This is a genomic window from Hoyosella subflava DQS3-9A1 (assembly GCF_000214175.1).
Lineage (GTDB): Bacteria > Actinomycetota > Actinomycetes > Mycobacteriales > Mycobacteriaceae > Hoyosella > Hoyosella subflava.
Map to the genome: position 1 here is coordinate 4,006,366 of NC_015564.1, position 24,493 is coordinate 4,030,858.

The 24,493-nt window shown below is 62.0% G+C and carries 21 protein-coding genes; 12 read left to right on the forward strand and 9 right to left on the reverse strand.

All coding sequences use genetic code 11. The annotated features are described in order from the left end of the window. Window positions 1-12: 12 nt before the first annotated feature. The 3 genes from AS9A_RS18860 (at window position 13) to AS9A_RS18870 (ending at window position 3,998) form a co-directional block, all read left to right on the forward strand. Window positions 13-1,218, forward strand: coding sequence for an amino acid deaminase/aldolase (locus AS9A_RS18860; protein ID WP_013808728.1), 1,206 nt, complete (start codon window positions 13-15; stop codon window positions 1,216-1,218). 32 nt (window positions 1,219-1,250) lie between these two features. Continuing rightward, complete coding sequence (gene bluB, locus AS9A_RS18865) at window positions 1,251-1,880, forward strand: 5,6-dimethylbenzimidazole synthase (protein ID WP_041451215.1); 630 nt, start codon at window positions 1,251-1,253, stop codon at window positions 1,878-1,880. 114 nt (window positions 1,881-1,994) lie between these two features. Continuing rightward, window positions 1,995-3,998, forward strand: a complete 2,004-nt coding sequence (locus AS9A_RS18870) for a hypothetical protein (protein ID WP_013808730.1) — start codon at window positions 1,995-1,997, stop codon at window positions 3,996-3,998. Between the two features lie 3 nt (window positions 3,999-4,001). Here the strand turns inward: AS9A_RS18870 and AS9A_RS18875 are convergent, their stop codons facing one another. From AS9A_RS18875 to AS9A_RS18885, 3 genes are read right to left on the reverse strand one after another with little or no spacing between them, the layout of a single operon-like run. Continuing rightward, complete coding sequence (locus tag AS9A_RS18875) at window positions 4,002-5,615, reverse strand: ABC transporter permease (RefSeq protein ID WP_013808731.1); 1,614 nt, start codon at window positions 5,613-5,615, stop codon at window positions 4,002-4,004. Continuing rightward, a complete protein-coding gene (locus AS9A_RS18880; protein WP_013808732.1) occupies window positions 5,608-6,519 on the reverse strand; it encodes an ABC transporter ATP-binding protein in 912 nt (303 codons plus the stop codon). The genes AS9A_RS18875 and AS9A_RS18880 overlap by 8 nt, the downstream gene beginning before the upstream one ends. Window positions 6,520-6,536: 17 nt before the next feature. After that, window positions 6,537-8,102: a multicopper oxidase family protein gene (locus tag AS9A_RS18885; RefSeq protein ID WP_013808733.1), complete on the reverse strand. Its 1,566-nt coding sequence runs from the start codon at window positions 8,100-8,102 to the stop codon at window positions 6,537-6,539. A 100-nt stretch (window positions 8,103-8,202) separates the two neighbouring features. On the opposite strand from AS9A_RS18885, the gene AS9A_RS18890 reads away from it, so the two are divergent. Then, complete coding sequence (locus AS9A_RS18890) at window positions 8,203-8,610, forward strand: hypothetical protein (protein ID WP_013808734.1); 408 nt, start codon at window positions 8,203-8,205, stop codon at window positions 8,608-8,610. A gap of 120 nt (window positions 8,611-8,730) precedes the next feature. Then, entirely contained in the window at window positions 8,731-9,621 is an 891-nt protein-coding gene (locus tag AS9A_RS18895) for a siderophore-interacting protein (protein ID WP_013808735.1), read from the forward strand. A 49-nt stretch (window positions 9,622-9,670) separates the two neighbouring features. On the opposite strand, the gene AS9A_RS18900 is transcribed toward AS9A_RS18895, so the two are convergent. Next, a complete protein-coding gene (locus AS9A_RS18900) occupies window positions 9,671-10,912 on the reverse strand; it encodes an alpha/beta hydrolase family protein (protein ID WP_049793790.1) in 1,242 nt (413 codons plus the stop codon). A 148-nt stretch (window positions 10,913-11,060) separates the two neighbouring features. On the opposite strand from AS9A_RS18900, the gene AS9A_RS18905 reads away from it, so the two are divergent. Next, window positions 11,061-12,305: a hypothetical protein gene (locus tag AS9A_RS18905; protein WP_013808737.1), complete on the forward strand. Its 1,245-nt coding sequence runs from the start codon at window positions 11,061-11,063 to the stop codon at window positions 12,303-12,305. Between the two features lie 9 nt (window positions 12,306-12,314). Here AS9A_RS18905 and AS9A_RS18910 read toward each other — a convergent pair whose 3' ends face one another. Beyond that, window positions 12,315-12,710 (reverse strand): pyridoxamine 5'-phosphate oxidase family protein, encoded by a 396-nt coding sequence (locus AS9A_RS18910; protein ID WP_013808738.1) that lies wholly within the window; start codon window positions 12,708-12,710, stop codon window positions 12,315-12,317. 232 nt (window positions 12,711-12,942) lie between these two features. On the opposite strand from AS9A_RS18910, the gene AS9A_RS18915 reads away from it, so the two are divergent. From AS9A_RS18915 to AS9A_RS18940, 6 genes are read left to right on the forward strand one after another with little or no spacing between them, the layout of a single operon-like run. Further along, window positions 12,943-13,731: an ABC transporter ATP-binding protein gene (locus tag AS9A_RS18915; RefSeq protein ID WP_013808740.1), complete on the forward strand. Its 789-nt coding sequence runs from the start codon at window positions 12,943-12,945 to the stop codon at window positions 13,729-13,731. Further along, complete coding sequence (locus AS9A_RS18920) at window positions 13,728-14,501, forward strand: ABC transporter ATP-binding protein (protein WP_013808741.1); 774 nt, start codon at window positions 13,728-13,730, stop codon at window positions 14,499-14,501. Before AS9A_RS18915 ends, AS9A_RS18920 begins: the two co-directional genes overlap by 4 nt. Further along, window positions 14,498-16,414 (forward strand): AMP-dependent synthetase/ligase, encoded by a 1,917-nt coding sequence (locus AS9A_RS18925; RefSeq protein ID WP_013808742.1) that lies wholly within the window; start codon window positions 14,498-14,500, stop codon window positions 16,412-16,414. The genes AS9A_RS18920 and AS9A_RS18925 overlap by 4 nt, the downstream gene beginning before the upstream one ends. After that, window positions 16,411-17,364: a branched-chain amino acid ABC transporter permease gene (locus tag AS9A_RS18930; protein WP_013808743.1), complete on the forward strand. Its 954-nt coding sequence runs from the start codon at window positions 16,411-16,413 to the stop codon at window positions 17,362-17,364. The genes AS9A_RS18925 and AS9A_RS18930 overlap by 4 nt, the downstream gene beginning before the upstream one ends. Then, entirely contained in the window at window positions 17,361-18,569 is a 1,209-nt protein-coding gene (locus AS9A_RS18935; protein WP_013808744.1) for a branched-chain amino acid ABC transporter permease, read from the forward strand. The genes AS9A_RS18930 and AS9A_RS18935 overlap by 4 nt, the downstream gene beginning before the upstream one ends. 49 nt (window positions 18,570-18,618) lie before the next feature. Continuing rightward, the gene (locus AS9A_RS18940; protein ID WP_049793791.1) at window positions 18,619-19,923 is read left to right on the forward strand and encodes an ABC transporter substrate-binding protein; all 1,305 of its coding nucleotides are present in this window, start codon (window positions 18,619-18,621) and stop codon (window positions 19,921-19,923) included. Window positions 19,924-20,364: 441 nt separating this feature from the next. Here AS9A_RS18940 and AS9A_RS18945 read toward each other — a convergent pair whose 3' ends face one another. From AS9A_RS18945 to AS9A_RS18960, 4 genes are all read right to left on the reverse strand, one after another. Next, window positions 20,365-21,180: an ATP-binding cassette domain-containing protein gene (locus AS9A_RS18945; protein ID WP_013808747.1), complete on the reverse strand. Its 816-nt coding sequence runs from the start codon at window positions 21,178-21,180 to the stop codon at window positions 20,365-20,367. A gap of 9 nt (window positions 21,181-21,189) precedes the next feature. Next, window positions 21,190-22,245 carry an ABC transporter permease gene (locus AS9A_RS18950; RefSeq protein ID WP_013808748.1) on the reverse strand — a complete coding sequence of 352 codons (1,056 nt, stop codon included), beginning with the start codon at window positions 22,243-22,245 and terminating at the stop codon, window positions 21,190-21,192. Between the two features lie 69 nt (window positions 22,246-22,314). Continuing rightward, complete coding sequence (locus AS9A_RS18955) at window positions 22,315-23,358, reverse strand: substrate-binding domain-containing protein (protein WP_013808749.1); 1,044 nt, start codon at window positions 23,356-23,358, stop codon at window positions 22,315-22,317. A gap of 205 nt (window positions 23,359-23,563) precedes the next feature. Continuing rightward, window positions 23,564-24,301, reverse strand: a complete 738-nt coding sequence (locus AS9A_RS18960) for a GntR family transcriptional regulator (protein ID WP_013808750.1) — start codon at window positions 24,299-24,301, stop codon at window positions 23,564-23,566. Between the last annotated feature and the right edge of the window lie 192 nt (window positions 24,302-24,493).

Below are 24,493 nucleotides of genomic sequence, written 5' to 3' on the forward strand. Positions count from 1 at the left end.
CGGTAACCAATTGTGACGCGAAACAACCGCAGCCGCGCCGAACTCAGAGCCGCGTACGACTCGGCCACTCGCAACATCGATCCACCTTGCGCGATCGTCGATCTCGACGCATTCGACATGAACCTGCAGGATCTCACGCGCCGCGCCGAGGGCCTCCCGATTCGCGTAGCGAGCAAGTCACTGCGCTGCCGCACCCTCCTCGCCCGGGCCCTCGATCACCCTGGTGTGCGCGGAGTTCTCGCATATTCCCTACGCGAGGCGCTGTGGCTGCACGAACACAGCGCCAGCGACGACATCCTGGTTGCTTACCCGACGGTAGACCGGAGTGCACTTGCTCGTCTTGCAGCGGACGACGCGGCTCGGGCACACATCACGCTGATGGTGGACTCGGGCGAACACCTCAACTTCATCGAGGATGTTCTGAACCCCGGGCACCCTGTGATTCGGGTTGCTCTCGAACTGGATGTTTCGTGGCGACCGCTGAAAGGCCTCCATCTCGGCGCCCGCCGCTCACCGATTCACACGCCCGGCGCAGCCGCGGCACTTGCTGCCACGATCACGTCCAGGACTGGCTATGCGCTCGTCGGCGTCATGGGGTACGAAGGCCAGATCGCCGGCGTCGGCGACAAGGATGCTGGCCTCAAGTCGCTCGCGCTGCGCCGCATTCAATCGGCGTCCGCTCTGGAACTAGCCGAGCGTCGCAGTGCCGCAGTCGAGCGTGTCCGAGCGTTCGCTGACCTCGAGTTCGTCAACGGCGGCGGTACAGGCAGCGTCGAAACAACGCGACAAGACCCCTCCGTCACCGAGATCGCCGCAGGCTCAGGCCTCGTTGGCCCCGCGTTGTTCGACCACTACACACGGTTCACGCCGCAGCCCGCGCTACTGTACGCCCTGCCGGTCGTGCGAAAGCCGCGTCATGATATCGCCACACTTTTCGCCGGCGGCTACCTCGCGTCCGGCGCCGCGGACGGCTCCCGGCTCCCCGTTCCATGGCTTCCGGAAGGACTCCGCCTCGGCATCATGGAGGGTGCGGGTGAAGTCCAGACACCCGTATTCGGAGCGGGCGACCTCGCCATCGGCGACCGCGTGTGGATGCGCCACGCCAAGGCCGGCGAACTGGCCGAGAGGTTTAACGAATACCACCTGGTGCACAGCAGTAGCGCAGCTCTGTGGCGTACGGTCCCCACGTACCGGGGCGAAGGAGTCAACTGGGGGTAAGACACCGCACGCACGCATGCTCGAATAGCCGTATGGCTCCTACCATGACGGTGTACGACGCGATCCGCCTGCGGCGCGATGTTCGCGCGGAATTCTCTGGAGAAACGATCGGCGATGCGGCACTGACACGGATCCTGGACGCGGCGCACCGGGCCCCCAGCGTAGGCAACACCCAGCCTTGGGATTTCGTGATCGTGCAGGATCCCAGCCGGCTCCGCGAGTTCGCAGCGCACGTCGAACACCGGCGGGACCGATTTGCCGCTTCCCTGCCACCGGAACAGCGTGATGTGTTCAACCCGATCAAGATCGAAGGAATTCAGGAAAGCGGTACCGGAATCGTGGTTACCTACGATCCTGATCGCGGCGGGCCGCACGTTCTCGGCAGGCATACTGTCGAGGACACCGGGCTGTTCTCCACCGTTCTCGCTATTCAGAACCTGTGGCTCGCGGCTGTCGCTGAAAGAGTGGGCGTCGGGTGGGTGTCTTTCTACGACGAGGAATTCCTTGCCGATTTCGTAGGCGCGTCCGCGCCAGTGCGTCCAGTCGCCTGGCTCTGTGTTGGCCCCGTAACGGGATTCCAGCACACCCCGGATCTCGAGCGTTTCGGCTGGCGGTCCCGGCGGCCACTGAGCGACGCGGTGCACCGAGATCGACTTCGTTGACGTTTTGCCGCCTTGTGGCAAAGATTGTGACAAGCCTCACAAGTCCGACATCACGGCGTCATACTGAGGAAAACCCGCCACGAGGTGGATCGGCGCGCAGGAGAAGAGGACGCCATGTCGCAGCGAATCTCGGCTCTTAGCCTCGCTCAGGAGGCATTACCTGGAGCTGGCGGAGCCGCGGTGGACCAGATCATCATCGTGCTCATCGCAAACGCCGTTATCTTCACGCCCCTGGTGTGGTTCGTGCTGCGGGAACGTAGCGGACATCGCACCGCCATCGGGCGAGCTGCTGACTGGATAGCGAAAAAAGAAGGAATGCCGCGCTGGTTCAGTCTTCCGGTGTACGTGATGATCGCTGCGCTGCTGTCTGCGGGATTCGGTGTCGCATGGGACATTCCAATCCATATGCAGGATGGCCGGGACGACGGCCCCTTGGCAAACCCAGCCCACTACTTCATTTTCTTCGGCATCGTCGGCTTCTTCGTCGCAGGCGTGATCAGCATGACGCTCGTGTCGAAGCATCTTCCCGCGCGCACCTTCCGGATCCGCGACGACTGGCACGCCCCGATGGGGAGCATGGTGATCGTGGCTGCAGGCCTCATTGCGCTCCTTGGCTTTCCTCTCGACGATCTGTGGCACCGTCTTTTCGGCCAGGACGTGACGCAGTGGGGGCCAACCCACACGATGATGATTGGCGGAGCGGTCACCTGCGTTCTTGGTGGCGTTCTGCTCCATTCGGAGGCGCGCCAAATTGGGGCACCCGGAACGCTGGGGTTAGGCGGGCGGATTCGCGGGGTCTTCCTGCTGGCGACCTGCATCATCCCGTTCTACTTTCTAGCGGAGTTCGAATTAGGGCTGCCGCAGTTCCCCGCCGCCACGCAGTTCATCCTTGCGGGTCTGCTTACGGCGTGGATCTTTACCGCGTGCCGCCGGTACTTCGGCCCCGGTGGCGCACTGTTCGCGTGGGCCTTCTATCTCGTCGCACAACTGTTCCTGATCGTGACGGTCAGCCTGATACCCGGCGTGCTGGTATCTCAGATGCTGCTGTTCTTGCCCGCCGCGATCATCGTTGAACTAGTCGCACTGGTGATTCCGCCCGCCCGCGGGATCGTGTTCGGACTCGTGTGCGGGGCACTGATCGGAACCGTCGGTCTCTACGCAGAATGGCTCTGGACGCACGTCTATATGCCAATTCCGCAGCCGCTGCCGTCGCACACGTTGCCGCTGATGTTGTCGGTAGGAACGGCTGCCGCGATTGGCGGGGCACTCATCGGGCATTGGCACGCTCAGCAACTGCAGCGGGTCGAGGCACGCGGAAACGTGACCTCTCGGCTGCAGGACATCACCTTCGCATCCCGGCCACTGCAGACTTGCTACAGCTACTGGCTGCGAAACCAAACCCCGACACCGGCCATCGGCGGATCGCCGAACTACTGGCAGCGCAACGGATACGTAGCTGTGGGCGGCGTCATTTTCCTCGCTCTCATGACGGCGTTCGCACCCCCGTCAATGAAGGACGGCGTGTTCGCAGATGTCGAGTTGAGTCAGGACTGCGACGGCGACACTATCTGCAGTGCTTTCGTGACAATTACGATGGACCCCGCGGAATCCGATAGGGCGATTTGGCTGCATGCTTATTACTGGCAGGGCAAGGTCGGCACCGAAGGTGAGCTCCCCACCGATCCGGCGAGCGGCGCTCCCGGGATAATGCGGGTGGCGATGCTGCCGACCGGCGAGCCCGGCCAGTTCCGCTCCGAATACGAGATGCCCATGTATGGCGGCGGGAAGACACAGATCCGCCTGCACCAGGCGCCCACAATCATGCTCAACCTGCCGCTTTACGCCCCTGACGACCCGGAGATCACGACTGACATCGGTAGGCAGATCGTGGCTACCTCCGGCGAGCGTTACGAGTTCATCTACGAACCCGAGTTCCTGCAGCGCGAAACCAAAGACTATGTTCCTGGCTGGCTGTGGACAGTGGGCTACACCGTAGTTTTGATCCTCTGGCTGGTGACCCTGGTCTTCTACGTATGGCTGTACAGCCAGGCCGCTTTCGGTTCAACTCCCGCTGCGCGAGCTCAGCCGCGCCCGCAGCACAAACCGGCCGACGCCTAACGACTACCCGGCACCAGTCATATCACGGCGCCGCCACGCGGCCAGTCCTGCGGTTGTCACCGAAAAGGCCAGCAGAGCCATCACCAGCAGCGGTAGTCCCTCGAAAGCCCCGCCAGGCAGTCGTGGCAAATGGGTGAATGGCGACACATTCAGGGCCCATTGTCCGAGTTCCAGCACGGCACCCACCTGGCCGATCAGGAAAACAGCAGCTAGGGCTGTCCAGCTCACCGAGTAGGCGAACCTGGGCAGCAAACCGAACGCGGCCACGGCGATCGCTGCCAGCACAATAACCGCGGCAAGCTGAACCAGCGCAGCGCCCGCTAACCTGGGCACCTGGCCGGAGAGGTCGCCGACGCTGATACCGTGTGCAACTCCCATCGCCGACCCGCCGAGAATCAAAAGCACCACGGCGCCGACAAGCGAAATGCCGATGTGTCCCAGCGCCCATCGAATCCGGCTCACTGGAGCGTTCAGCAGCAATTCCGCGCGCAACGAGGTTTCCTCACCCCGCAGCTTCAGTACGCCCGCGATCGCGTAACCGGAGGCAAGCAGCCCCAGGAAGCCCATGATCCCCGCGAAATACGCATCGACGACCGTCTGGGTCCCGCCGAGACGCTCCAGCGCCTGGTGAAGTGCGGGATTGTCCGCGAAGAGGCTTTCAATCCCGCGCCCAGCCGAACCGAGAACAAATCCGAGCAGCACAAAACCCGCGGCCCACCCAAACAGTGCAACGCGGTGCAGCCTCCATGCCACACCTTCAGGCCACGAGAGAGCCCGTCCGGCGGTCGGCGGTCCCAACGGGGACGGGAGCACACCGGCACCCGAGTCGCGGCGCCCAGCGATCACCACCGCTACAGCAGTGAGCGCCACAGTAAATGCGGTGATGGGAACAAAAACCCACCATTGTTCACCCGCGAACGGCCGCGCCTGATGTACCCAGCCAATCGGGGACAGAAACGACAGCCAGCCCAGCGATCCGCCTGTCGCGTCGCTGACGTCACCCGAGAGGCGCACCGCAAATGCGAACCCGATTGCAGCGGACGCAATTGCTCGCGCTCCACCGGCGCTCACGGTGAGTTGCGCGGCGACCGCTCCAATAGCCGCGAACATGAGCCCGGCACCCGCATAGGATGCCCCCACAGCGATCGATCCGGCGAGCGGCAACCCCACAGCCAGCATTCCCACAGCGAGGAGCGTTCCCAGCAGAGCAAGGCCGATCGATACCGTGATCAGTGCCGCGGCAAGTCCCGCGTACCTACCGACCACGGTGGTGGCCAGTAGTTCAGTCCGGCCGCTCTCCTCCTCCGTTCGGGTGTGGCGGATGACAATCAGCGCGGCGATGAGCGCAACGATGACGGGGGCTATCCCCGACCGGGTTAGCGCAAGAGAGCCCGGGTTTGCTTCGAACACCGGCCCGTAAAGCGCCACGAATGCAGGGGTCTGCAACGTCGCCGCGTACGACCGCAACTGGGCGTCGGTCGGGAAGAGGTTCGGGGTTCCGTAGGCCTGCAGGACGGGCAGCATCGTGAGCGCCAGCACCCACCAAGGTAGGACCAGACGGTCCCGCCTCATCATCAGCCGGACAAGCTCACCCGTACCTGTGCAGCTTTCACGCATCAGGAGTCTCCGTCGCATGGAGTACGTCGTCGTAGTGGCGCAGCAGGATTTGTTCCAGAGTAGGCGGGTGAGCAACAAGTGACCGGACTCCGAGAGCCGCAAGACGATTCACGACCGCCTCGACATGCTCACTGTCGACCTCGAACCGGACCTCGCCTTCCCGCGCGTCGAACTCGCGCACTCCCTGTGCGTTGGCCAGCTCCTCAGGAGACTTCCTGGTCCGCGCAACGATCGTCGTTCGGGTGAGGTGCCGAAGATCCGCGAGGCTGCCCGATTCAACGATGATCCCTTTCCGGATTATCGATACCCGGTCAGCCAATGCTTCGACCTGCGCGAGGATGTGGCTCGAGAGCAGCACCGTGCGCCCCTCACTGCGTGCCTCCCGCATGCACTCCTGGAACACGGCTTCCATTAGTGGGTCCAGCCCTGCGGTCGGTTCGTCCAGAAGAAGCAGCTCCGCATCACTCGCCAGCGCGGCAATCAGCGCGACTTTCTGCCGGTTTCCCTTCGAGTAGCTTCGCGCTTTCTTTGTCGTGTCGAGCGCGAAGCGCTCGACTAGTTCCGCTCGCCGCCCTGGGTGCAGACCACCCCGAAGCCGGCCCAGCATGTCGATCGTCTCGCCGCCAGAAAGGCTGGGCCACAGCGCAACGTCTCCCGGGACAGCTGCTATACGGCGGTGCAGGGCCACAGCGTCCGCCCACGGATCACTACCAAGTACACGAACCGAACCCCTATCGGCACGCAACAGACCCATCAGAATGCGCAAGGCAGTCGTCTTCCCGGCACCATTGGGGCCGAGAAAACCGTGCACCTCGCCCTCCACGACGGTCATCGTGAGGCCATCGAGAGCACGCGTGCGGCCAAAAGACTTCCCGAGTCCAGCGATTTCAACTGCGTTCGCCATACTCGTGACGCTACGCGTCACACCACGGTGAAGTTAGCCATCATCGCCATATCTTCGTGTTCCAGGTTGTGGCAGTGCATTACGTAACGGCCGCGGAAGCCGTCAAAGCGCGCGATCACTTCACAAGACTCCATCGGACCCAGATCGACCGTGTCCTTAAGGCCCGCATCCGACGGGCGCGGTGCACCACTGCTTCGTGACAGCACCTGCATGTGAGCTAGGTGAACATGCACCGGATGCGCAGCAACGGCGGTGAAGCGCCAGATCTCTACGTCACCGTAGTTTGGAGTGGCCCAGTCAGTCTCGGTGTCGAAGGGGCGGCCATTGATGGTCCACTGATGCGGAATGAATCCCCCTCCGCGCGCCTGGGCAGCACTGTGGCCGTGCCCACCACCAAATTGGAGCGCGAAGATGAAATCACGCGTGCGCACAGCGTCTTCACGCCGCAGCCACTCGATCTGGGAGAGCTTATCGGGGACCCGCGCGTCCTCGTGGGCGTCGCGGACAACCCGGAACTGCATCACCGCGTCCATGGGCCCTGCACCCAACGTATTCCGCACGGTGACGAGCGTGCCGACCGGGTACTGGCTGAAATCGACGACTGTGTCCATGCGTTCACCCGGACTGAGGGCTATCGAATTTCGGGGTGCCGGTTCCTCGAGTAGACCTCCGTCACTGCCGATCTGGATGAGGGTGCCGCCAGGTGCAAGTTCGAGTCGATAGTTGCGTGCGTTAGAGCCGTTGAGCCAGCGCAGGCGGTGCAAGTTCCGCGAAACCTCGTGAACCGGCCACGGGGCACCGTTCACCAACATGACGTCGCCGAGTACTCCAGCAAGGTACAACGGCTCCACTCCGGGGACCGACTGATCCGGCGCGAGAGCGGGATACTTGAATTGCGCATCGGAAGTAAAGGAGCGGTCGGCGAGCATGAGTTCGACGTCTCGCTCATTTGAAGGAAGGCCGAGCGCTTCTTCCTCTGCGTCGGTGAGGATGCAGAAACCAGCAAGTCCCGCATACACATTGGGGCCGGTGAAGTCCATCGCATGATCGTGGTACCACAGCGTCGCGGCACGCTGGTCCATTGGGTACACATACGAACGCGCGCCGACCGTCGTGTTGCCAGGCATCAGCGGCGCACGTACGTGGCCTGAATGCGGCAACAGAACATCAGTCGGGTATCCGTCGTGCTCGGGCGCCATCCGACCCCCGTGCAGATGCATCACTGTGCCGATGTCGAGGTCGTTCTGCACGCTCACATGTACCGGTGCGCCTCTGCGTGCACGAATCGTCGGCCCCGGATACATACCGTCGTATCCGGTCACGCGCGTTCGCCTTCCGGGCAGAATCTCCTGCTCGGCGTAGCGCTGCACGAGGCTGATCTCCGCACCGGAGCGCTGCGCTGGGCGAGGAAGCGGAACCGTGAATCGGGCAGGCAGCGGGAGGTCACTTGGCACGAGCGCAGCGAGCTGATTGGTCGCCTGTGAACCGCGTGCGGTAAGCAGCCCAAGCCCCGCGGCGGCACCGGCCACTACAACGCCACCACCAATCCGCAAAAGCTGCCGCCGACTGACATGAGTCGTCATTCACCCTCCTGCTGCCCGCAAATCTGGCTTCGCGTTCGCGCTCACACGTCGATCACACCGTACGATCGGATCCTCACGCACCGACCACGAGAGAGAACAAATGCGACTGTCTCAGTTCTCATTGCCTGCCCTCGCAGTGACACTAATCCTGACAGGCTGTTCCAATAATGATTCTGGTAGCGCCGAAGTCGCGGGTGACGCCGGCGCGCCGCAAGGGCAGGCGCTGTATCTCGAAGTCTGCGCGGACATGAACGAATTCCTCGACGACATGCAGAGCCTGCAGGATCAAGCAGGGCTTGGGCCGATCGACCGACGGGAACTCGCGGACGACTTCATGGACTTCATGCGCCGTGACCTGAGCGACTGGGCCGCCGAATGGAACGAGACCGTCGGCGAAGGTGAACTCGAGATCCGCGAAGACGACCTTCAACTGTGGGAGGAAGTCCCTGCAGACGAGCGCGAAACCATAGAACGGGCCGTTTATGACGCCGCCGACGGGCGCTGCTGACCGTTCGGCTTCGAAGGGGAAGAAGCGGGTTTGCGGCGCAAATGGGGTCAGGAACACCGACTGGGAGAACCATCTGCCATAATCGCTAGGTAAGGTTTGCCTAGCCTGCATTGGAGAACGATGGCTCGCCACGACAACTTTTACCTCGCCGAAGTAGTTTCCGCTCACCGCATCACTCCGAACATGATCCGGATCCGTTTTGGCGGACCCGAACTCGCGGAGTTCGAGACAAGCGGCTACCCAGACGAACGTCTCGGCGTGTATTTCCCGAACCCTGGCCGACCCGCACCACAGCGGCCAACGATTGAAAATGGCGCCTGGACCTTCGACGATCCTGACGACGAACCCGAAGGACGAAGCTACACAGTCCGCAAATACCACCGCGACCGTGGCGAACTGGACATCGACTTCGTCGTTCATGAAGGCGGGGTGGCGTCCTCGTGGGCGCTGGAGGCAGAGCCGGGCGCCATTGTGGGCCTATCCTCCGCTGATGGATGGTTCACACCGCCCGCAACCACCCGCAACTATGTACTCGCAGCAGACGCTACGGGGCTACCGGGAGCAGGACGCATCCTCGAGGAATTGCCCAGCGGCGTCACTGCCACAGTCATCACGGAAATCATTGATCCGGCAGACGTACAGACCATCTCATCGAGCGCAAGCGTCGACTATCGATGGCTTCCCGGCAGCGGCATGGGGCACGGCCCCTCTCACCTTGAGCACGCGATCCGTGCGCTGCCCGCGCCCGGCTCCGACACGTACTACTGGGTCGCGGCGGAGGCTGCAGCAACCCGAAGTATCCGAAAGTATCTGCGCAAAGAGTTGGGGCTGTCGGCCAAAGACATGTGCGTGATCGGGTACTGGCGGGCGAACAAGGAGGATTTCCTGCGTCGCTACGAGCCTGTCCAGGCCTCGATGCTGCAACGGTACGGTCAGCTCGTCGATTCCGGCATCGAGGGTCAAGAGCTCATCGACGCGTGGGATGCGGAGCTCGAACGCGCGGGGTTCTAGCGGTTCTAGGCTCCGGGCCACTCCCGGGTGGCATCCCAGGCACGGCGTGTCAGAACAGTCTGGCGAGAAATGCCGCGACCTCTTCGCGGCTGTCAGCGAGCAGTGAAAGGTGATCAGCTGCTGGATGCACCACGAGCTCGACCGGCTGGCTTCGCGCCGCCATTTCCGCGGTAAAGCTCAGTACCAGCGGGGCAGGCACCGCGAGATCGGCCAACCCCTGAGCGACCAGCACGGGAGCTGTGTATCCGTCCGTCGGCACGGCGAGATACTCCGCGACTAGGTCCTCGATTCCCGGAATCTCAGCGAGGGGCCGCGCCAGAATTTCGCGCGGGTGCAGGCCCGTTACCGCGTCACGCACAGGCCGGGTGCATCGGACCAGAGTGAGATCGAGTAACTCTCGGCCTCGAGGCGTGAGGTACTCCCCGATGGGCACATCTGGGTAGGTTTCACGCATCCCAGCCATGATCAGCAGCGCATAGACGATGAGCCCCGGCGGCAGCCCGGCCGGCAACTCAGGGTGAGCGAGGCGTACGAGGCGCTCAACATTGACACCAGGAGCCAGCGCGACCGTACCAAGCAGTCGCGCGGCTACGTCAGCGTCGATCTGCTGGGCGAAACGACTCGTAAAGAGTGCCGCGTGGCCTCCTTGTGAGTGCCCGATCAGCGCCCATTCCCGCGAAACCGGCAACGCCATTTGATCGAGCGCACGAACCGAATTCACGATGCTCGACGCTTCCGTCATGCCGTGGAGATAGGGATGTACACCAGGTGTGCCCAACCCCTGATAGTCGGTGATCACCAAGGCGTAGCCTTCACGGAGCCAGCCGGTCAGGTATGCCCCAGTGTCCGGATCTTCCGTCCGCGCGGACGGCGCACAATGATCGCCAAGCCCAACGGTGCCATGGCCATACGCGATGAGTTTGAAGCCACCGTCAGGCGGTGGACTTGCTGGCAGGTACACGGCGCCGGTGCTCAGAGCGGGATTCCCGTGCTGATCCGGCGTGGAATACAGAATTCGGTAAGCCTCCCCGCTTCCCGGGATCATTCGGCGCTCGTCGAGTGGATGTGCCGCGAGGAGAATGCCGCTGTCACGGGGGACGTGCCCTCGATAGTTCCGGACGTCTAGGCCCGACCATAGCGGTCGTTCATCGGGAGGCAGCAGGGCGATCGCATCGTCGATCTGATCCGCGGACGCACCTGGGCCCGCGGCGGCGAAAGTCAGTAGAGTCAGTGTCACCGCAAGCACGATGCCGAGGAAACGCTGCGAGTGCCTTGAGTAAGCTACGGCCATCCCACCCCCGCCGGACGTCACAGAACTTCCGCTAACCGTATGAGGCCGTTCGGAATGTCGGCGGCTTCCTGTCAACTCAGTCACGTTTACGCCCAAAATGTCCCAACTACTGGGAAAATAGCTGACACGGAGTCTTCAAGGAGGAGCGATGTCCGACCGCGCAGGCGTTCCTGACGTACCACCACGCAGGGTGGGGTCAGTGGACTCGACCGTGGCGCGGCCCGACCCGGAGACCGTCGAGGAGCGTCGCAGCCGCATATCCGCGCAGGTCCGCACGTGGAGCGAGGACGCGTACATCAGTGAAGACCAGATCGACGGAGCGCACCCTGACTTATCTGATGAAGCGGCGCTGCTGATCGCTGTGGGCTATCTCGACGACGACATCCGCGAGATCCTCGCCGCTCGCCGGCGAGCGAAGCGCGGACTGCCTCGCGTTGGAGGTTACTCGGAGTTGCGGGCACTATCCGACGAGCACGCACGGACATTGGCACGGGCGAATGCAGCGAAAACACCCGTCTCGCGGGGCATGCTGAAGTTGCGTGCCGCGGATCTGCACCGCCAGCTGCATTCGAAGCGGGAAGCGTTCGTGAACTCCGATGAGCACTTCGCGAAGACTGCCCGTGCGGCCCGGCGCGACAAACGTGACGGGGTGCATCTCGACACCGAACAGCGCGAAGCCATTTTTGACGCGCTGCGCCGCACGCCAGCGCCAATGGCACCAGCCCCCGAACACCTCGATCACTTCTTGGGACCGCTAGGGATCACCGCCGAGCAGGTTGCAAAGTTTTCGGAGGGGACACGGCGCTTCATGCTCGGACGGGCAGCGGGTCCGCGTGTTCCCGACTTCATGGCCGCACCAGGCCAATTCGCTGACCGATACGACACGTTGCTTTATCTGGCTGGCACTCTCTACGACCGGATCAGTAACTCTTCTGCCTGGCACTCCGAGCACTTCGCGATGCAGCGCGGTCAGCTAGACCTCGCCGATGAGCTGATTCAGATCGCTGTTGACACCGCGTCGCTGCGCGTTATTGTCACTGAACTGAACGGCCTCGACGGGGCGAGCAATGAGGTTGCGCGCCAGCATATTCACGAAAGATTCGAGGCTCTCGTTCCGGTCTGGGAACAACTCGTCGAGCGCGTGGCGGCACTCGCAAGGATCGGGGATCTCCTCACCCAAGCCGAATACAAGCTCCGCACAATCAACACGGTGCGCCGGGCCAAGAGCCTCGACAACAAGATCGACGACCTCATCTCCCGTTCCGGACTACGGGAACTCTCCGCGCAGAACACGCACCAGGTGGGTGATCAGTTCGGGGACGTGGACGTAGCGCTCGACGCCTACCAGGACTTCCTCGGTGGCGACATCGCGGCGCTGACTTCGCGCCGATAGTCGTCCGGTTCATTGGGTCAGCTCGCGGCCTCCGACATGTTCAATACGCACACGGAGAAACTGTCCCTTGTCGCCAGGTGCCCATGGGCGACGGCGCGGATCAGCTGACCTGACGAGCTCATCGATATCGGTAATGGGTTCGGCTGTCCCGGAAGCGACCACGCTCCATCCGCTGTTGTGTTCCGCATCGATCGAATCGACTTCGAAAGCCACGCGGACGCCTTTCAGTGTGCTGAAGCCACTCCCCTCGTGGGTGCGAATGACAATGGACTCCTTGTCAGCGAGGAAATAGTTCACTGGGCGAATAGCGGGAGCCCCGTCATCAATGTAAGCGAGCCTGCCGATGCGCTCCTTCTCGAGCAGCGTCAGACATGCGGCCGATTCGATCTCGCGTAGTTCTCTCATTCTGACCTCCAGGAACTGGCGGATGGTACCTGTAATCGTGCCCGCATGAGGGCACCGCGGGCAGGGACTTTAGTACCCGGTCTGCCGCGCGAACGTCACCTCCGCAACACACCACGCTGCGCCGAATAGGTCGCAAATGTCGGACCTTGCATATAGAGTTCCGTCAACAAGAAACGTGAGGCGTCTCACACGCGTTTTACTTCATTTGGGGCACGGGGGAAGTCAGTCACGGATGCTGTCAGTCCAGAACCTGGAAATCGTGTACGAGGACGTCATCCTCGTAAGCAAAGGCGTGAGCCTCGAGGTCCCGCGTGAGGGCATTGTGGCCCTCCTCGGCGGCAACGGCGCCGGGAAGACGAGCACACTCCGCGCCATAACTGGGTTGCTTGATATCCATCGGGGTCGCATCACCGCGGGCAAGGTCGTACTCGACGGCACCGATATCACCGAGCGTTCACCCTCGGAGGTTGTCGCTTCGGGTATTTCGCAAGTGATGGAGGGGCGACGGGTTTTCGTCGACTTCACGGTCGAAGAGAACCTGCGGGTCGGGGCGCACACGCAGCCGCGCACCACAATTGCGGAGAACCTCGACCGGGTGTACACGATGTTCCCGATCCTCGCCGAACGACGAAAGTCGGGGGCTGGCTACCTCTCCGGTGGTGAACAGCAGATGCTCGCCATTGGGAGGGCGTTGATGGCTCAACCCACCTACCTGCTTCTGGATGAGCCCAGTCTGGGATTAGCGCCGCGGATCGTCGAACAGATCCGCGACCTGATCGTGCAGATCAACAAGGCGGGGACGGGTGTCCTTCTCGTCGAACAGAACGCGGCGATGGCCCTGTCGATAGCCAGCCATGGTTACGTCATGGAGAACGGACGGGTCGTGATGGACGCACCCGCAGAGACACTCCGCAACGACTCCGACATCAGAGAGTTCTATCTGGGCCTGAGCAAAGAGGGAGCAGGCGTGTCCTACCGCGATATCAAGCACTACAAGCGGCGCAAGCGGTGGCTCTCATGATGCTGAATGTCGATAACGTCAGCCTGCGCTTCGGTGGCGCGAAAGCGCTTTCGGAGGTCAGCTTCGACGTCGCCCAGGGTGAACTGTTCGCCATCATCGGGCCTAATGGTGCTGGCAAAACGTCCATGTTCAACTGTCTTTCCGGCGTGTATAAGCCACAAGAGGGAACCATCACTTTCGACGGAAGGTCACTCGTCGGCACTCGTCCCGATGCGGTTGCCAGGCTTGGAATCGCGCGGATGTTCCAGAACATCGAGTTGTTCGACAACCTCACAGTGCTCGACAACATCAAATTGGGCCGGCATATTCATCTTCGGTACAGCACCATCGAAGCGGCACTGCACATCGGCCGGGCACGCAGTCAAGAATTGGCAGCCCGCCGATTCGCTGAGGACTTGATCGAATTCCTGAGCCTCCAGTCCGTTCGCAACTACCCGGTCGGCATGCTGCCGTACGGCGTCAAGAAGCGAGTCGAACTCGGACGAGCGCTGGCGATGGAGCCGCGTCTGCTGCTCCTCGATGAGCCAGTTGCTGGCATGAACGTCGAGGAAACTGAAGATATGGCGCGCTACATCCTCGACATCCGCGCCGAACTCGGCGTCACCATGATCATGGTCGAGCACGATATGAAGCTCGTTATGGATCTAGCCGATCGAGTGCTTGTCCTCGACTTCGGTCGCCGTATCGCCCTCGGAAGCCCCGACGACGTGCAAAACGATCCAGCCGTCCTGGCCGCGTATCTTGGCGAGGCAGGGGGTGCCACCGCGTGACTTCCACCGAAATAGTGTGGCTGCCTGCACAGATCGCGCAGCGAGCCACCGAAACTCCGGATACCGTCGCGCTGCGGGAGAAGAACCTCGGGGTGTGGCGGGACATCACGTGGGCGACCTATCACGAGCATGTGCAGCTTGTTGCGCACGGACTTGCCGACCTTGGAGTGGGTGCGACCGATCGCGTCGGGATACTGTCCGAGAATCGGCCCGAATGGCTGTTCGGTGATCTTGGCGCACTGACGCTGCGCGGCGTGACAGTGGGCTTCTACTCCACCAATCCCCCAGCGGAGATTGAGTATCAGCTCAACGACGCGGGGGTCCGAGTGCTCATCGCGGAGGATCAGGAGCAGGTCGACAAGGTGATGGAGGTGTGGGATCGCTGTCCCGCCCTCGAGCGTGTGATCTACCTCGAGCCCCGAGGGGTCGGGAACTATTCTGAACCCCGGCTTCTTTCTTTCTCGGACCTCCTCGACCGGGGTGCGGCGCACCGGGAGACGCACCCCGGCTTCCTCGAAGCGATCGCCGCACAAGCACAGCCGGATGACATTGCCACATTGATCTATACCTCCGGGACAACTGGCCCTCCGAAAGGCGCGATGTTGTCCATCGCGAACATCGACTACGCCATCAGTGCGCTCCTCCGGGACACCGGCCTCGTCGACCCACCGCCCTCGCCTGACGATGTGTCACTATCCTTCTTGCCGCTGTGTCACGTGGCTGAGCGCATGTTCACCATCTGGAACAACGCCGCGAACGGTCTCGTCGTGCACTTCGCCGAGTCCATCGATACCGTCGCGGCTGACCTCGCCGAGGTTCAGCCCACACTGCTGTTCGCGGTTCCTCGAATCTGGGAGAAACTGCAATCTGGGGTGGCGATCCGGATGATGTCCGCCTCGCCCGTCAAACGCTTCACCTATCGTGCCGGGACGGGACTGGGACAGAGAATCGCAGAAGCGCGGATCAGCAATGGCGGTGAACATACCCCTGTGTCGCGTGCGCTGTACGCCCTCGGATATCCCCTCGTTTTCCGGGCCTTGCGCGACAAACTGGGGTTGCGCAAAGTACGCGCAGCCATTTCGGGTGCCGCCCCGATTTCCCCGGACGTCTTGAGATTCTTCTCCGCTCTCGGTGTACCCATGTTCGAGGCCTACGGGATGACCGAGAACTGCGCTGTCGCCACCGCTAGCCGCCGAGGCCGGGTCAAACTCGGCACCGTCGGTGAACCGATTCCTGGAATTGAACTCCAGCTTGACGAAAAAACTGGAGAGATACTCACCCGTCATCCGGGCAACTTCGTAGGGTACTGGCGCAAGCCTGAGGCAACGGAAAAGACCCTCGATTCCGAAGGCTGGCTGCACACCGGCGATGTCGGCGAGTGGGTGGACGGTACGTACATCCGCATTGTCGACAGGCTCAAGGACATCATTATTACCGCAGGCGGCAAGAACATCTCGCCGTCCGAGATCGAGAATCAGCTCAAGACGTCCCCATTCGTCAAGGAAGCTGTCGTCATCGGAGACAAGCGGCCCTATCTCACCGCGCTCGTAGGAATCGACTTCGACTCCGTCTCCGACTGGGCTGCCCGAAAAGGACTGCAATACACCACCTACCGTGATCTTTCGACAAAACCGGAGGTCCTCGATTTGGTTCGCGAGGCCATCCTCGCGACGAACGACCGGTTCGCGCGGGTCGAAAACATCCGGAAGTTCCGCGTGTTGCTCAAGGAGCTCGACCATGATGACGGCGAGCTCACCGCCACCCAGAAAGTTCGGCGCACCGCACTTGCTGATCGGTTCGGCTACCTCATCGAGGATATGTACTTCGACAACACCCACCATCCCGGCGGGGATCTGAGCCGCGTGTATACCGGTGACGCCGCAGCTAGCGTTGCGGAGGGAAGTGGAGCATGATCGAACTGCTCGACACCATTGTCCGCGGAACTGGCCTGGGCGCCCTGTACGCGCTCATCGCGATCGGTTTCGTGATCATCTTCCGTGCTACCGGGGTACTGAACTTTGCCCAGCCGATCTTCATGATCTTCGGCACTTACATGAGCTACCTCGTCGCCGTTCAGTGGGGGTTGCCGTTTCCGGTCGCTGTCGTCATCGCGGTCTGCGCAGGTGCGCTCGTGGCGATGGCGTGTGAACGCGTCGCGCTGCGCCCAATGGTCGGACGGCCACCGTTTTCGGCCGCCCTGGTCACCGTCGGTTTGTTCGCCGCGGGCCTTGTCGTCACAACGAAACTGATCGGCCATGGCGTCATCACGTCTGGTGATCCGTGGGGGCTGAGCAATTTCTGTCTAGGCGGTGAGCGTCGTGAAATGGCGGTCGCTATCACCGGCGTTCCCGCAGCCTGCGACGGTGGCGTCAGCATCGCACACACCGATCTCGCGAAGATCATCGCTGCGACGCTCGCGATTGCTGCCCTTGGCTGGTGGCTGACCCGATCCCGATATGGCCTGGCAATGCGCGCCACCGCAAGTGACCCGGAAGTAGCCATGGCTCAGGGCATTAGCGCGGGTAAGGTGTTCGCCCTCTCTTGGGGCATCGCTGGCGCTTTTGCCGCACTTGCTGGCGTCCTCCTGGGTACCGCACCTGGAGGGGTCGCCGCTCTTGGGGCGCTCATCGCGCTGAAAGCAATTCCTGCGATCATCGTCGGCGGGCTCGACTCCGTCAAAGGCGCAGTGGTGGGCGGGCTCATCGTGGGACTGTCCGAGGCGCTGACAAAGACCTATCAGCCAGGGATCGCTCCGTGGCTTGGCTCGAATTTCGACATCGTCATGCCTTATCTGATCATGCTCGTGGTGCTCATGATCCGTCCACAGGGATTGTTTGGCACCAAGGAGGTGCAGCGCGTATGAGCACGACAACCAGTCCGGGGCTTAACCTCAGCGGGCGGCTCGGTGCAGGAGCGGTTGGTGATGAATCCGCCTCCGTCCCTCGCAAAGTCCGATGGGGGCGACCACGGCTCTATACGAAGTATTCGAAGGACCAGGCAATCTGGAACACCCCAGCGAAGCTGTGGTGGACCGTAGGCCTCATCGTTCTTGCCGTACTGGCGCCGTTCTTCCTGTCACGGGACCTCACGGTCTTGTTGTCACTTGCGTGCGTGTACGCAATCGGCGGGATCGGCCTCAATCTGCTTACGGGATACGCCGGTCAAGTTTCCCTCGGGCACGCGTTCTTTGTCGGTGTCGGCGCTTATACAGCTGCAGTCTTCGGTGGAGACGCCACGGGACGTGTCTGGGGCCTTGGCTGGGATATGGCGCTGTGGCTGCCACTCGCAGCGATAGTTCCGGCCATCATCGGGTTCCTCGTCGCACCGCTCGCTGCGCGTGTTCGTGGCTTGTATCTCGCGACACTGACACTTGCGTTGCTCATGCTGGGTGACCATCTGTTCCGCGAGTGGCGCGCCGTTACTGGTGGATCTGGCGTAGGGCGGGCCCCTGCGAATCTCACACTGTTCGGCGTGGATCTGTCCACGAGCTACCGGATCGGTGGTTACGTCCTCACCCAGCAGGTGACTGTCTACTTCATCTGCCTCGTCCTTCTCATCGTGCTCGCCGTCGCGGCGCGCAACATTGCGCGGTCCCGCATTGGGCGATCTTTCGCTGCAGTGCGTGACCGCGACATTGCTGCGGAAGTGATGGGCATCGGACTTCAGCGCACGAAGACGCTGGCCTTCGTCCTGTCGTCCGCGTACGCCGGCATCTGCGGTGCACTGCTCGCGGTTGTGGTGGGACGGATCAGCGCAGACCGTTGGAACTTGCTCCTCTCGATCGACTTTCTCGCCATCGTGCTCATCGGTGGTATGGCCACTATCTCGGGCAGCCTGATTGGTGCGTGCTTTGTTGTTCTGCTCCCCCGCGTCATCGATGAGTTCTCTCACCTGATCCCCTTCCTCAGTGCGAGCGGGGTAACGGGCGGGGGGCTCACGGTGGACGAGTTCAAAGCAATCGTCTTTGGTCTGCTGATCGTGCTGTTCATCATCGTGGAACCGCGCGGACTATTCGGTTTATGGATGCGAGTAAGGAACTACTTCAAAGCCTGGCCATTCTCCCGGTAGCAGAACCATGTAGTCACTTCCATCAGTCCGAACAACAGGGAGGTACCCGTTGAGATCACGATCCAGGCGCTGGGGAACCGCGCTTGTAGCCGCGCCAGCAATTCTCGCCCTCGCAGCCGCCACGGCCTGCACCGCAGTGGATGACGAGGAGGATGTCACCGCTGGGGTGGGCGTTACCGAAGAACCGTGCCCCGACGCGGTCAATGCCGACAACGGATGCATCTACCTCGGTGTGCTTTCCGACCTCGAGGGAGGGCCGTTCGCAGAACTCGGTGCCCAGATCCAGCAGGGCCAGCTCGCATTCTGGCGCTCGGTCAACGAGGATGGCGGCATCGCTGGGTACGACGTGGACATCTCCCGGTACACGCGCAACACCGCGTACAGCGTGGACCAGCACGCCACCGAGTATCAGGACATCGAACCACACGTCCTCGCACTCGCCATGAGCCTCGGTACTCCGCAAACGGAATCTGTATTGGCGAGCATGGACAGCTCAAATCTCGTCGCCGTGCCCGGTTCATGGTGGTCAGGGCTGCACTTTGACGACGCCGACCGTGGTTTGATCCTGGAATCCGGATACTCCTATTGCACCGAATCAGTCATCGGCCTCGACTGGTTCAGCGAGGAGTACGGCACACCCGAAACGCTGCTCACCGTGGGGTACCCCGGGGACTATGGTTCCGACTCCGCGGTCGGAGCAACTCGCTGGGCGGAAGCGAACGATGTCGAAGTTCTCGCGCAAATCGACACGGCTCCCAACGCTATGGTGCAGAACCAGGACGCTGCGGTCGAACAGATTCTGAGTCAGCAGCCGGACGTGGTACTCATTGCGACCGCTCCCGGTGAAGCAGCGGAGATCGTCGCGAAAGCCGTGTCACGCGGTTACGACGGCCGATTCCTCGGTTCCGTGCCCACCTGGAATCCGCGGCTGCTCGAGACCGCGGCGATCGGTGCGCTGACGGCCCGGTACAACCATGTCGGCCCGTGGCAAGGGTGGGACGGCGACAGTGCTGCACTCTCCGCGATCCGTGAGTCTCTCGATGGCAGACTTCCCGACAACCAGGGCTACATTTTCGGTTGGGTGTGGTCGTATCCGCTGAAGTCACTTCTCGAAGCGGCCGCCGATGACGGTGAACTGTCACGTTCGGCGCTGCGTGCCGCGATCGATGGTCTCGAAGTGGATTACGAGGGTGCGCTGCCGAATCGCACATTCGGGGAACCGCCCGCGTTTGACGAGATGAGTGCGACGATCTCAGTTCCTGACGCTGAAGTTGAACTCGGAACCCGGGCGATCGCAGATGGGGTTACAGCAACCACCGAGGTAGAGTACGACGCTCCGTGCGTGCAGCCGTGATGCGGTAGCGGACCGAATCGTGGGCCTTTCCCTTCGAATGGGAGGGGCCCACGATTTGTGTGCGAGTTAAGTGATGATCTCGACGATTCCGGCGATGATCCCGCAGAAGACCGACCATGGCCACACCTGAATGCAGTACACGTTAACCTCCCTAGCGAGTGATTTGCGACACAGCCCGACCGTATCGAGATGACAGCCCGCAAACCACCACCCGTTGCAACACAGGGGGATTCGCCCCTAACCGCACCCAATCCCCCAATCTGCTGCTCAGCACAAAGTTTGTACGATCAACCACCCCTTCGTGGCCTGCGTGATTTACGTTATGCTCACTCACGCAAAGTGACCGCGCCCGCAAACCGGGGGGTAGGGCAGGTCATTGGGGGAGACGAAAGGGCGCCTGCGTAACGCAGGCGCCCTTCACGTTTTCCAGCGGGACGCAGACTACTTGCCGCGCAGCTCGTGGCTCAGTGCATCGAGTTCATCGCCGCCCGCCATCTGCCGTGTGAGGTCGTCAAGTGAAAGCTCGTCGTAGGTGCAGTCCAGCGTCTGACGGCCCCGATTGAGCAACACAAAGTGGTCGCCCACCATGTGGGCGTGGTGGGGGTTGTGCGTGATGAAGATGACACCGAAGCCGTGCTCCTTCGCCGCCGTGATGTACCGCAGCACCATGCCGGACTGCTTGACACCAAGCGCTGCCGTGGGCTCGTCGAGGATCAGGGCGCGCGCGCCGAAGTACACCGCGCGAGCGATCGCCACGCACTGGCGCTGGCCACCAGAGAGGCTGCCGATTGGGGCATCGACGTCGGGCAGGTCAATGCCCATCTTGTACAACTCTTCACGCGCAACCCCGCGCATTGTTTTGACGTCAAGGGAGCGGGTGAACTTGTTTTTGTAGAGTTCTTGACCGAGGTAGAAGTTGCGCCACACCGGCATGAGGGCGACGACTGCGAGGTCTTGATAAACGGTGGCGATGCCTTTTTCCAGTGCGTCCATCGGAGAGCTGAAGTGCACTGGCTCGCCATCGACGAGGACTTCGCCTTCGGTCTGCTGGTGCAGGCCAGCCATAATCTTGATCAGAGTCGACTTACCGGCTCCGTTGTCACCCAACACACCGGTTACCTCGCCCGCGAATACGCGCAAGTTGATGTCTTGTAGCGCAACGATATTGCCGTACCGCTTACCGACGTGCTTGAACTCGATCAGCGGCACTTTCCCGCTGTGTCTGGCTTCGGGGGCAGATTCTGTTTCAGTGCTCATTTGTCAGCCTTACTTACTCGCCGCGTACTTGCGTATCGCGTTGTTTCCGATGACCGCGAGCAACAGCATCGCGCCAAGGAAGAACTTGAACCAGTCAGGCTCCCAGCCTGCGAGGACGATGCCCTGGTTGGTCATGCCGAAGATGAAGGCACCGATGCAGGCGCCGATTGCCGTGCCGTAGCCACCGGTGAGCAAGCAGCCACCGATAACAGCTGCGGCGATGTAGATCAGCTCGTTGGTGACACCCTGACCAGACTGGACGGTGTCGAACGCGAACAGGATGTGCATGCCGGAGAACCATGCGGCGAAGCCGACCGTCATGAAGAGAATGATCTTCACGCGGTTGACTGGAACACCGACAGCGCGGGCACTCTCGGCGTTGCCGCCGACCGCGAATATCCAGTTGCCGAATTTCGTCTTGAACAGCACGAAAGAAGCGACCGCTGCGAACACAAGCCACCACAGGACGGTGATCCGGATGCTGACGCCGCCGACGTTAATGCTCGAGGCGAAGACCGCGCGCGCGGAGGCCCAGCCTTCCATATCTGACACGCGTGGAGTTGAGACCGAGTTCGTCACGAACTTCGTCACCGCGATATTCGCTCCCTGCAACATCAGGAACATACCTAGTGTGATCAGGAAGCTGTGAATCTTTGTTTTTGTGACGAGCCAGCCGTTGATGAAGCCGATGGCGAGGCAGACAAACAAAGCGAGGAAGGCGCCGAGCCACAAATTCAGGTGCAGGTTGTAGGCGATCATCGACGCCGCAAGGGCACCGGCAGTGACGTTGACACCAGCGGAGAGGTCGAATTCCCCACCTATCATCAGTAGCGCGACAGCGATTGCCATGATGCCGATCGTCGAGCTCGCGTACAACACCGTCGCGAAGGAGTCGACGTTGCGGAACGGTGGCGCCATCGCGACGAAGAAGCCGAAGATCAGGATCGCGCCGAGGACGGAGCCCAGCTCCGGCCTGAGGATCACGGTATGGAGCAACTTGCGTTTGGCGACACGTTCATCTTGAGGTCGCTGAGGCGGCGCCGCAGCTGGGGTCTGGACAGACATATCATTCCCTTAAGTCAGTGGAGAAGCGCCCGGGCGCGGGGTGGGCTCACGCCCGGGCGCTTGGTCCGGTCAGCGGAGTCCCGACCTCGCGAGGTCCGCGATGGATTCAATATTCGACTCGTCGATGAATGTCGGCCCGGTGAGTACTGACTGGCCACCACCGATGACGGTGTCGTTGTAGATGTTGAGCCAGAGCGAGTCGACCGCGAGATACCCTTGCAGGAAGGGCTGCTGGTCGATTGCCCATTCGACATCGCCGGCCTCGATCGCATCCATCAGAGCCGCGTTGGTGTCGAACGTGACTACGCGTGCTTCGCTATTCGAGTCAGTGATCGCGTCTACGGCTGTCAGCGCGAACGGTGCCCCTAGGGTGATCACCGTATCGATGTTCGGATCCTGACGGAGCTTCGCGTCGATTGCGGCGCGCACACCCGGCATGTTGCGACCCTCAACGTTGAGGACTTCGGAGTTCCCATTGAACGTCGAAGCGACACCTGCGCAGCGTGACTCGAGTGCGACGTTTCCCTGCTCCTGAATGACGCAGATGGCATTTTGTGAGCCTTCTTCGTTCAGCCGCTCGCCGACTGCAGCACCTGCCACGTTTTCGTCCTGACCGAAGTACTGCTCGACGCCGAGCCGCTCCCAGTCATCGAGGCCGGCGTTGAAGGCAACGACCGGCACTCCGGCGTTCGCAGCCTGCTGCACAGCGCCAGACAGCGCGTCCGGGAACGCCAGAGTCAGCGCGATGCCATCGACACCGGCGTCAAGGGCCCCCTGCACGAAGTTCGCCTGGTTCGGAGCCTGGGGGTCCGACGAGTAGCGAAGGGTTGCATTGTTCTTCGCTGCCGCCGTCTCGGCGCCCGCGCGGATCATGTCCCAGAATGTGTCGCCTGGAGGAGCATGGGTGATCATCGCGATGGTGATCGGGTCAGTGTCGGCCTGCCCTGCGCCGATGCCGCCCCCCGTAGCCTCCGGACGCCCACCGGTAGAAGAACATGCTGCGGTAACCGCAATGAGCGTGAGACCGGCGACCGCTCCGAGCCACCGGCGGTAGGTACGCGGTGGTCGAGCGGCCGAGGCCCTGCGGCTTTCCCACTGTGGGTGAGAGGTCATTTGGGGATGTCCCTTCGTGAATATGAACCGGGCCGAACTGTGGTGTTCGCCATCGATATATCTAGGTGTAACTCAGCTCACAACATCCTGTCAATACTTTGTCCTAACATTCTGACGAATACGCCTGAGATTGGGGCGCCCTGCCCCGGAAAACGGCATAGCGAAGCGCGCCTGGCAACCGGGCAAATATTCAGGACGGGGTTATCTAGCGGCCGACGAGTGTCGTTTCGAATGAGTACCGGTTCGCTCGATAGAGATGCTTACCGAACTCGACCGCACGGCCTGCATCGTCAAACGCCGTGCGCTGCATCGTGAGTAGCGGCGCCCCAGTTTTTTCCTCGAGCAGCACCGCCTCGTCCCGGCTTGCGGCCTGGGCACCGATGCGCTGGCGAGCGATCCTGATGTGCACACCTCTGACGCGCAATACCTCATAGAGGCCCCGCGCGGCCAGCTCTTCTTCGGGCGGCACAATCTCCGCAGGCAAGTAGTTGGACATCAGAGCGATAGGCTCGCCATCCGAAGTGCGCAGCCGGCGAATCAGAACCACCTCATCGCCGGGCTGCAGGTTGAGCTCGCGCGCCACCTCCGCGTCGGCGGGGTGTGGGCGATACTCCAGCATCGAGGTGCCCGGCTTCTTCCCGGCGCGCATCAAGTCGTCATACAGGCTCGTCAGCTCCACCTGGCGGTGCAGCGGCGCTTGCACAACCTGGGTGCCCACGCCACGCTTCCGCACGACCAGCCCTTTGTCGACTAGTTCCTGCATCGCGCGTCGCGTTGTGGGGCGCGACAGATTGAGCCGCTCCGCGAGCGCGACTTCGTTTTCCACTCGATCGCCCGGATTCAGTGAACCTTCATGAATCGCCTGCTCAAAGGCTGCGGCCAGCTGGTAATACAGGGGCAGCGGACTCGATCGGTCGAGGCGAATCTCTAGCGGGACACTCACCGCACGCCTCCGTTCTCCGGACCTACACGCCTTCGGGCAGTTCAGCACCCCGGCTGCCGCACCAACGCTGATCAAACCACGGTAGCACCAAAAGGCACAACGTCAGAATGTTAGGACAAAGTATTGACATCTGCCTGTGCCCTGGCGCACAGTCAGAACTACGAGTGGTGCGCATCGAGCGCCGCTATGGCG

Excerpts from the sequence above, each read along its gene's own strand:
- bluB (WP_041451215.1), top strand. The coding sequence starts at position 1,251 with ATGGCTCCTACCATGACGGTGTACGACGCGATCCGCCTGCGGCGCGAT.
- AS9A_RS18870 (WP_013808730.1), top strand. The coding sequence starts at position 1,995 with ATGTCGCAGCGAATCTCGGCTCTTAGCCTCGCTCAGGAGGCATTACCT.
- AS9A_RS18875 (WP_013808731.1), bottom strand. The coding sequence starts at position 5,615 with ATGCGTGAAAGCTGCACAGGTACGGGTGAGCTTGTCCGGCTGATGATG.
- AS9A_RS18880 (WP_013808732.1), bottom strand. The coding sequence starts at position 6,519 with ATGGCGAACGCAGTTGAAATCGCTGGACTCGGGAAGTCTTTTGGCCGC.
- AS9A_RS18885 (WP_013808733.1), bottom strand. The coding sequence starts at position 8,102 with ATGACGACTCATGTCAGTCGGCGGCAGCTTTTGCGGATTGGTGGTGGC.
- AS9A_RS18890 (WP_013808734.1), top strand. The coding sequence starts at position 8,203 with ATGCGACTGTCTCAGTTCTCATTGCCTGCCCTCGCAGTGACACTAATC.
- AS9A_RS18895 (WP_013808735.1), top strand. The coding sequence starts at position 8,731 with ATGGCTCGCCACGACAACTTTTACCTCGCCGAAGTAGTTTCCGCTCAC.
- AS9A_RS18900 (WP_049793790.1), bottom strand. The coding sequence starts at position 10,912 with ATGGCCGTAGCTTACTCAAGGCACTCGCAGCGTTTCCTCGGCATCGTG.
- AS9A_RS18905 (WP_013808737.1), top strand. The coding sequence starts at position 11,061 with ATGTCCGACCGCGCAGGCGTTCCTGACGTACCACCACGCAGGGTGGGG.
- AS9A_RS18910 (WP_013808738.1), bottom strand. The coding sequence starts at position 12,710 with ATGAGAGAACTACGCGAGATCGAATCGGCCGCATGTCTGACGCTGCTC.
- AS9A_RS18915 (WP_013808740.1), top strand. The coding sequence starts at position 12,943 with ATGCTGTCAGTCCAGAACCTGGAAATCGTGTACGAGGACGTCATCCTC.
- AS9A_RS18920 (WP_013808741.1), top strand. The coding sequence starts at position 13,728 with ATGATGCTGAATGTCGATAACGTCAGCCTGCGCTTCGGTGGCGCGAAA.
- AS9A_RS18930 (WP_013808743.1), top strand. The coding sequence starts at position 16,411 with ATGATCGAACTGCTCGACACCATTGTCCGCGGAACTGGCCTGGGCGCC.
- AS9A_RS18935 (WP_013808744.1), top strand. The coding sequence starts at position 17,361 with ATGAGCACGACAACCAGTCCGGGGCTTAACCTCAGCGGGCGGCTCGGT.
- AS9A_RS18945 (WP_013808747.1), bottom strand. The coding sequence starts at position 21,180 with ATGAGCACTGAAACAGAATCTGCCCCCGAAGCCAGACACAGCGGGAAA.
- AS9A_RS18950 (WP_013808748.1), bottom strand. The coding sequence starts at position 22,245 with ATGTCTGTCCAGACCCCAGCTGCGGCGCCGCCTCAGCGACCTCAAGAT.
- AS9A_RS18955 (WP_013808749.1), bottom strand. The coding sequence starts at position 23,358 with ATGACCTCTCACCCACAGTGGGAAAGCCGCAGGGCCTCGGCCGCTCGA.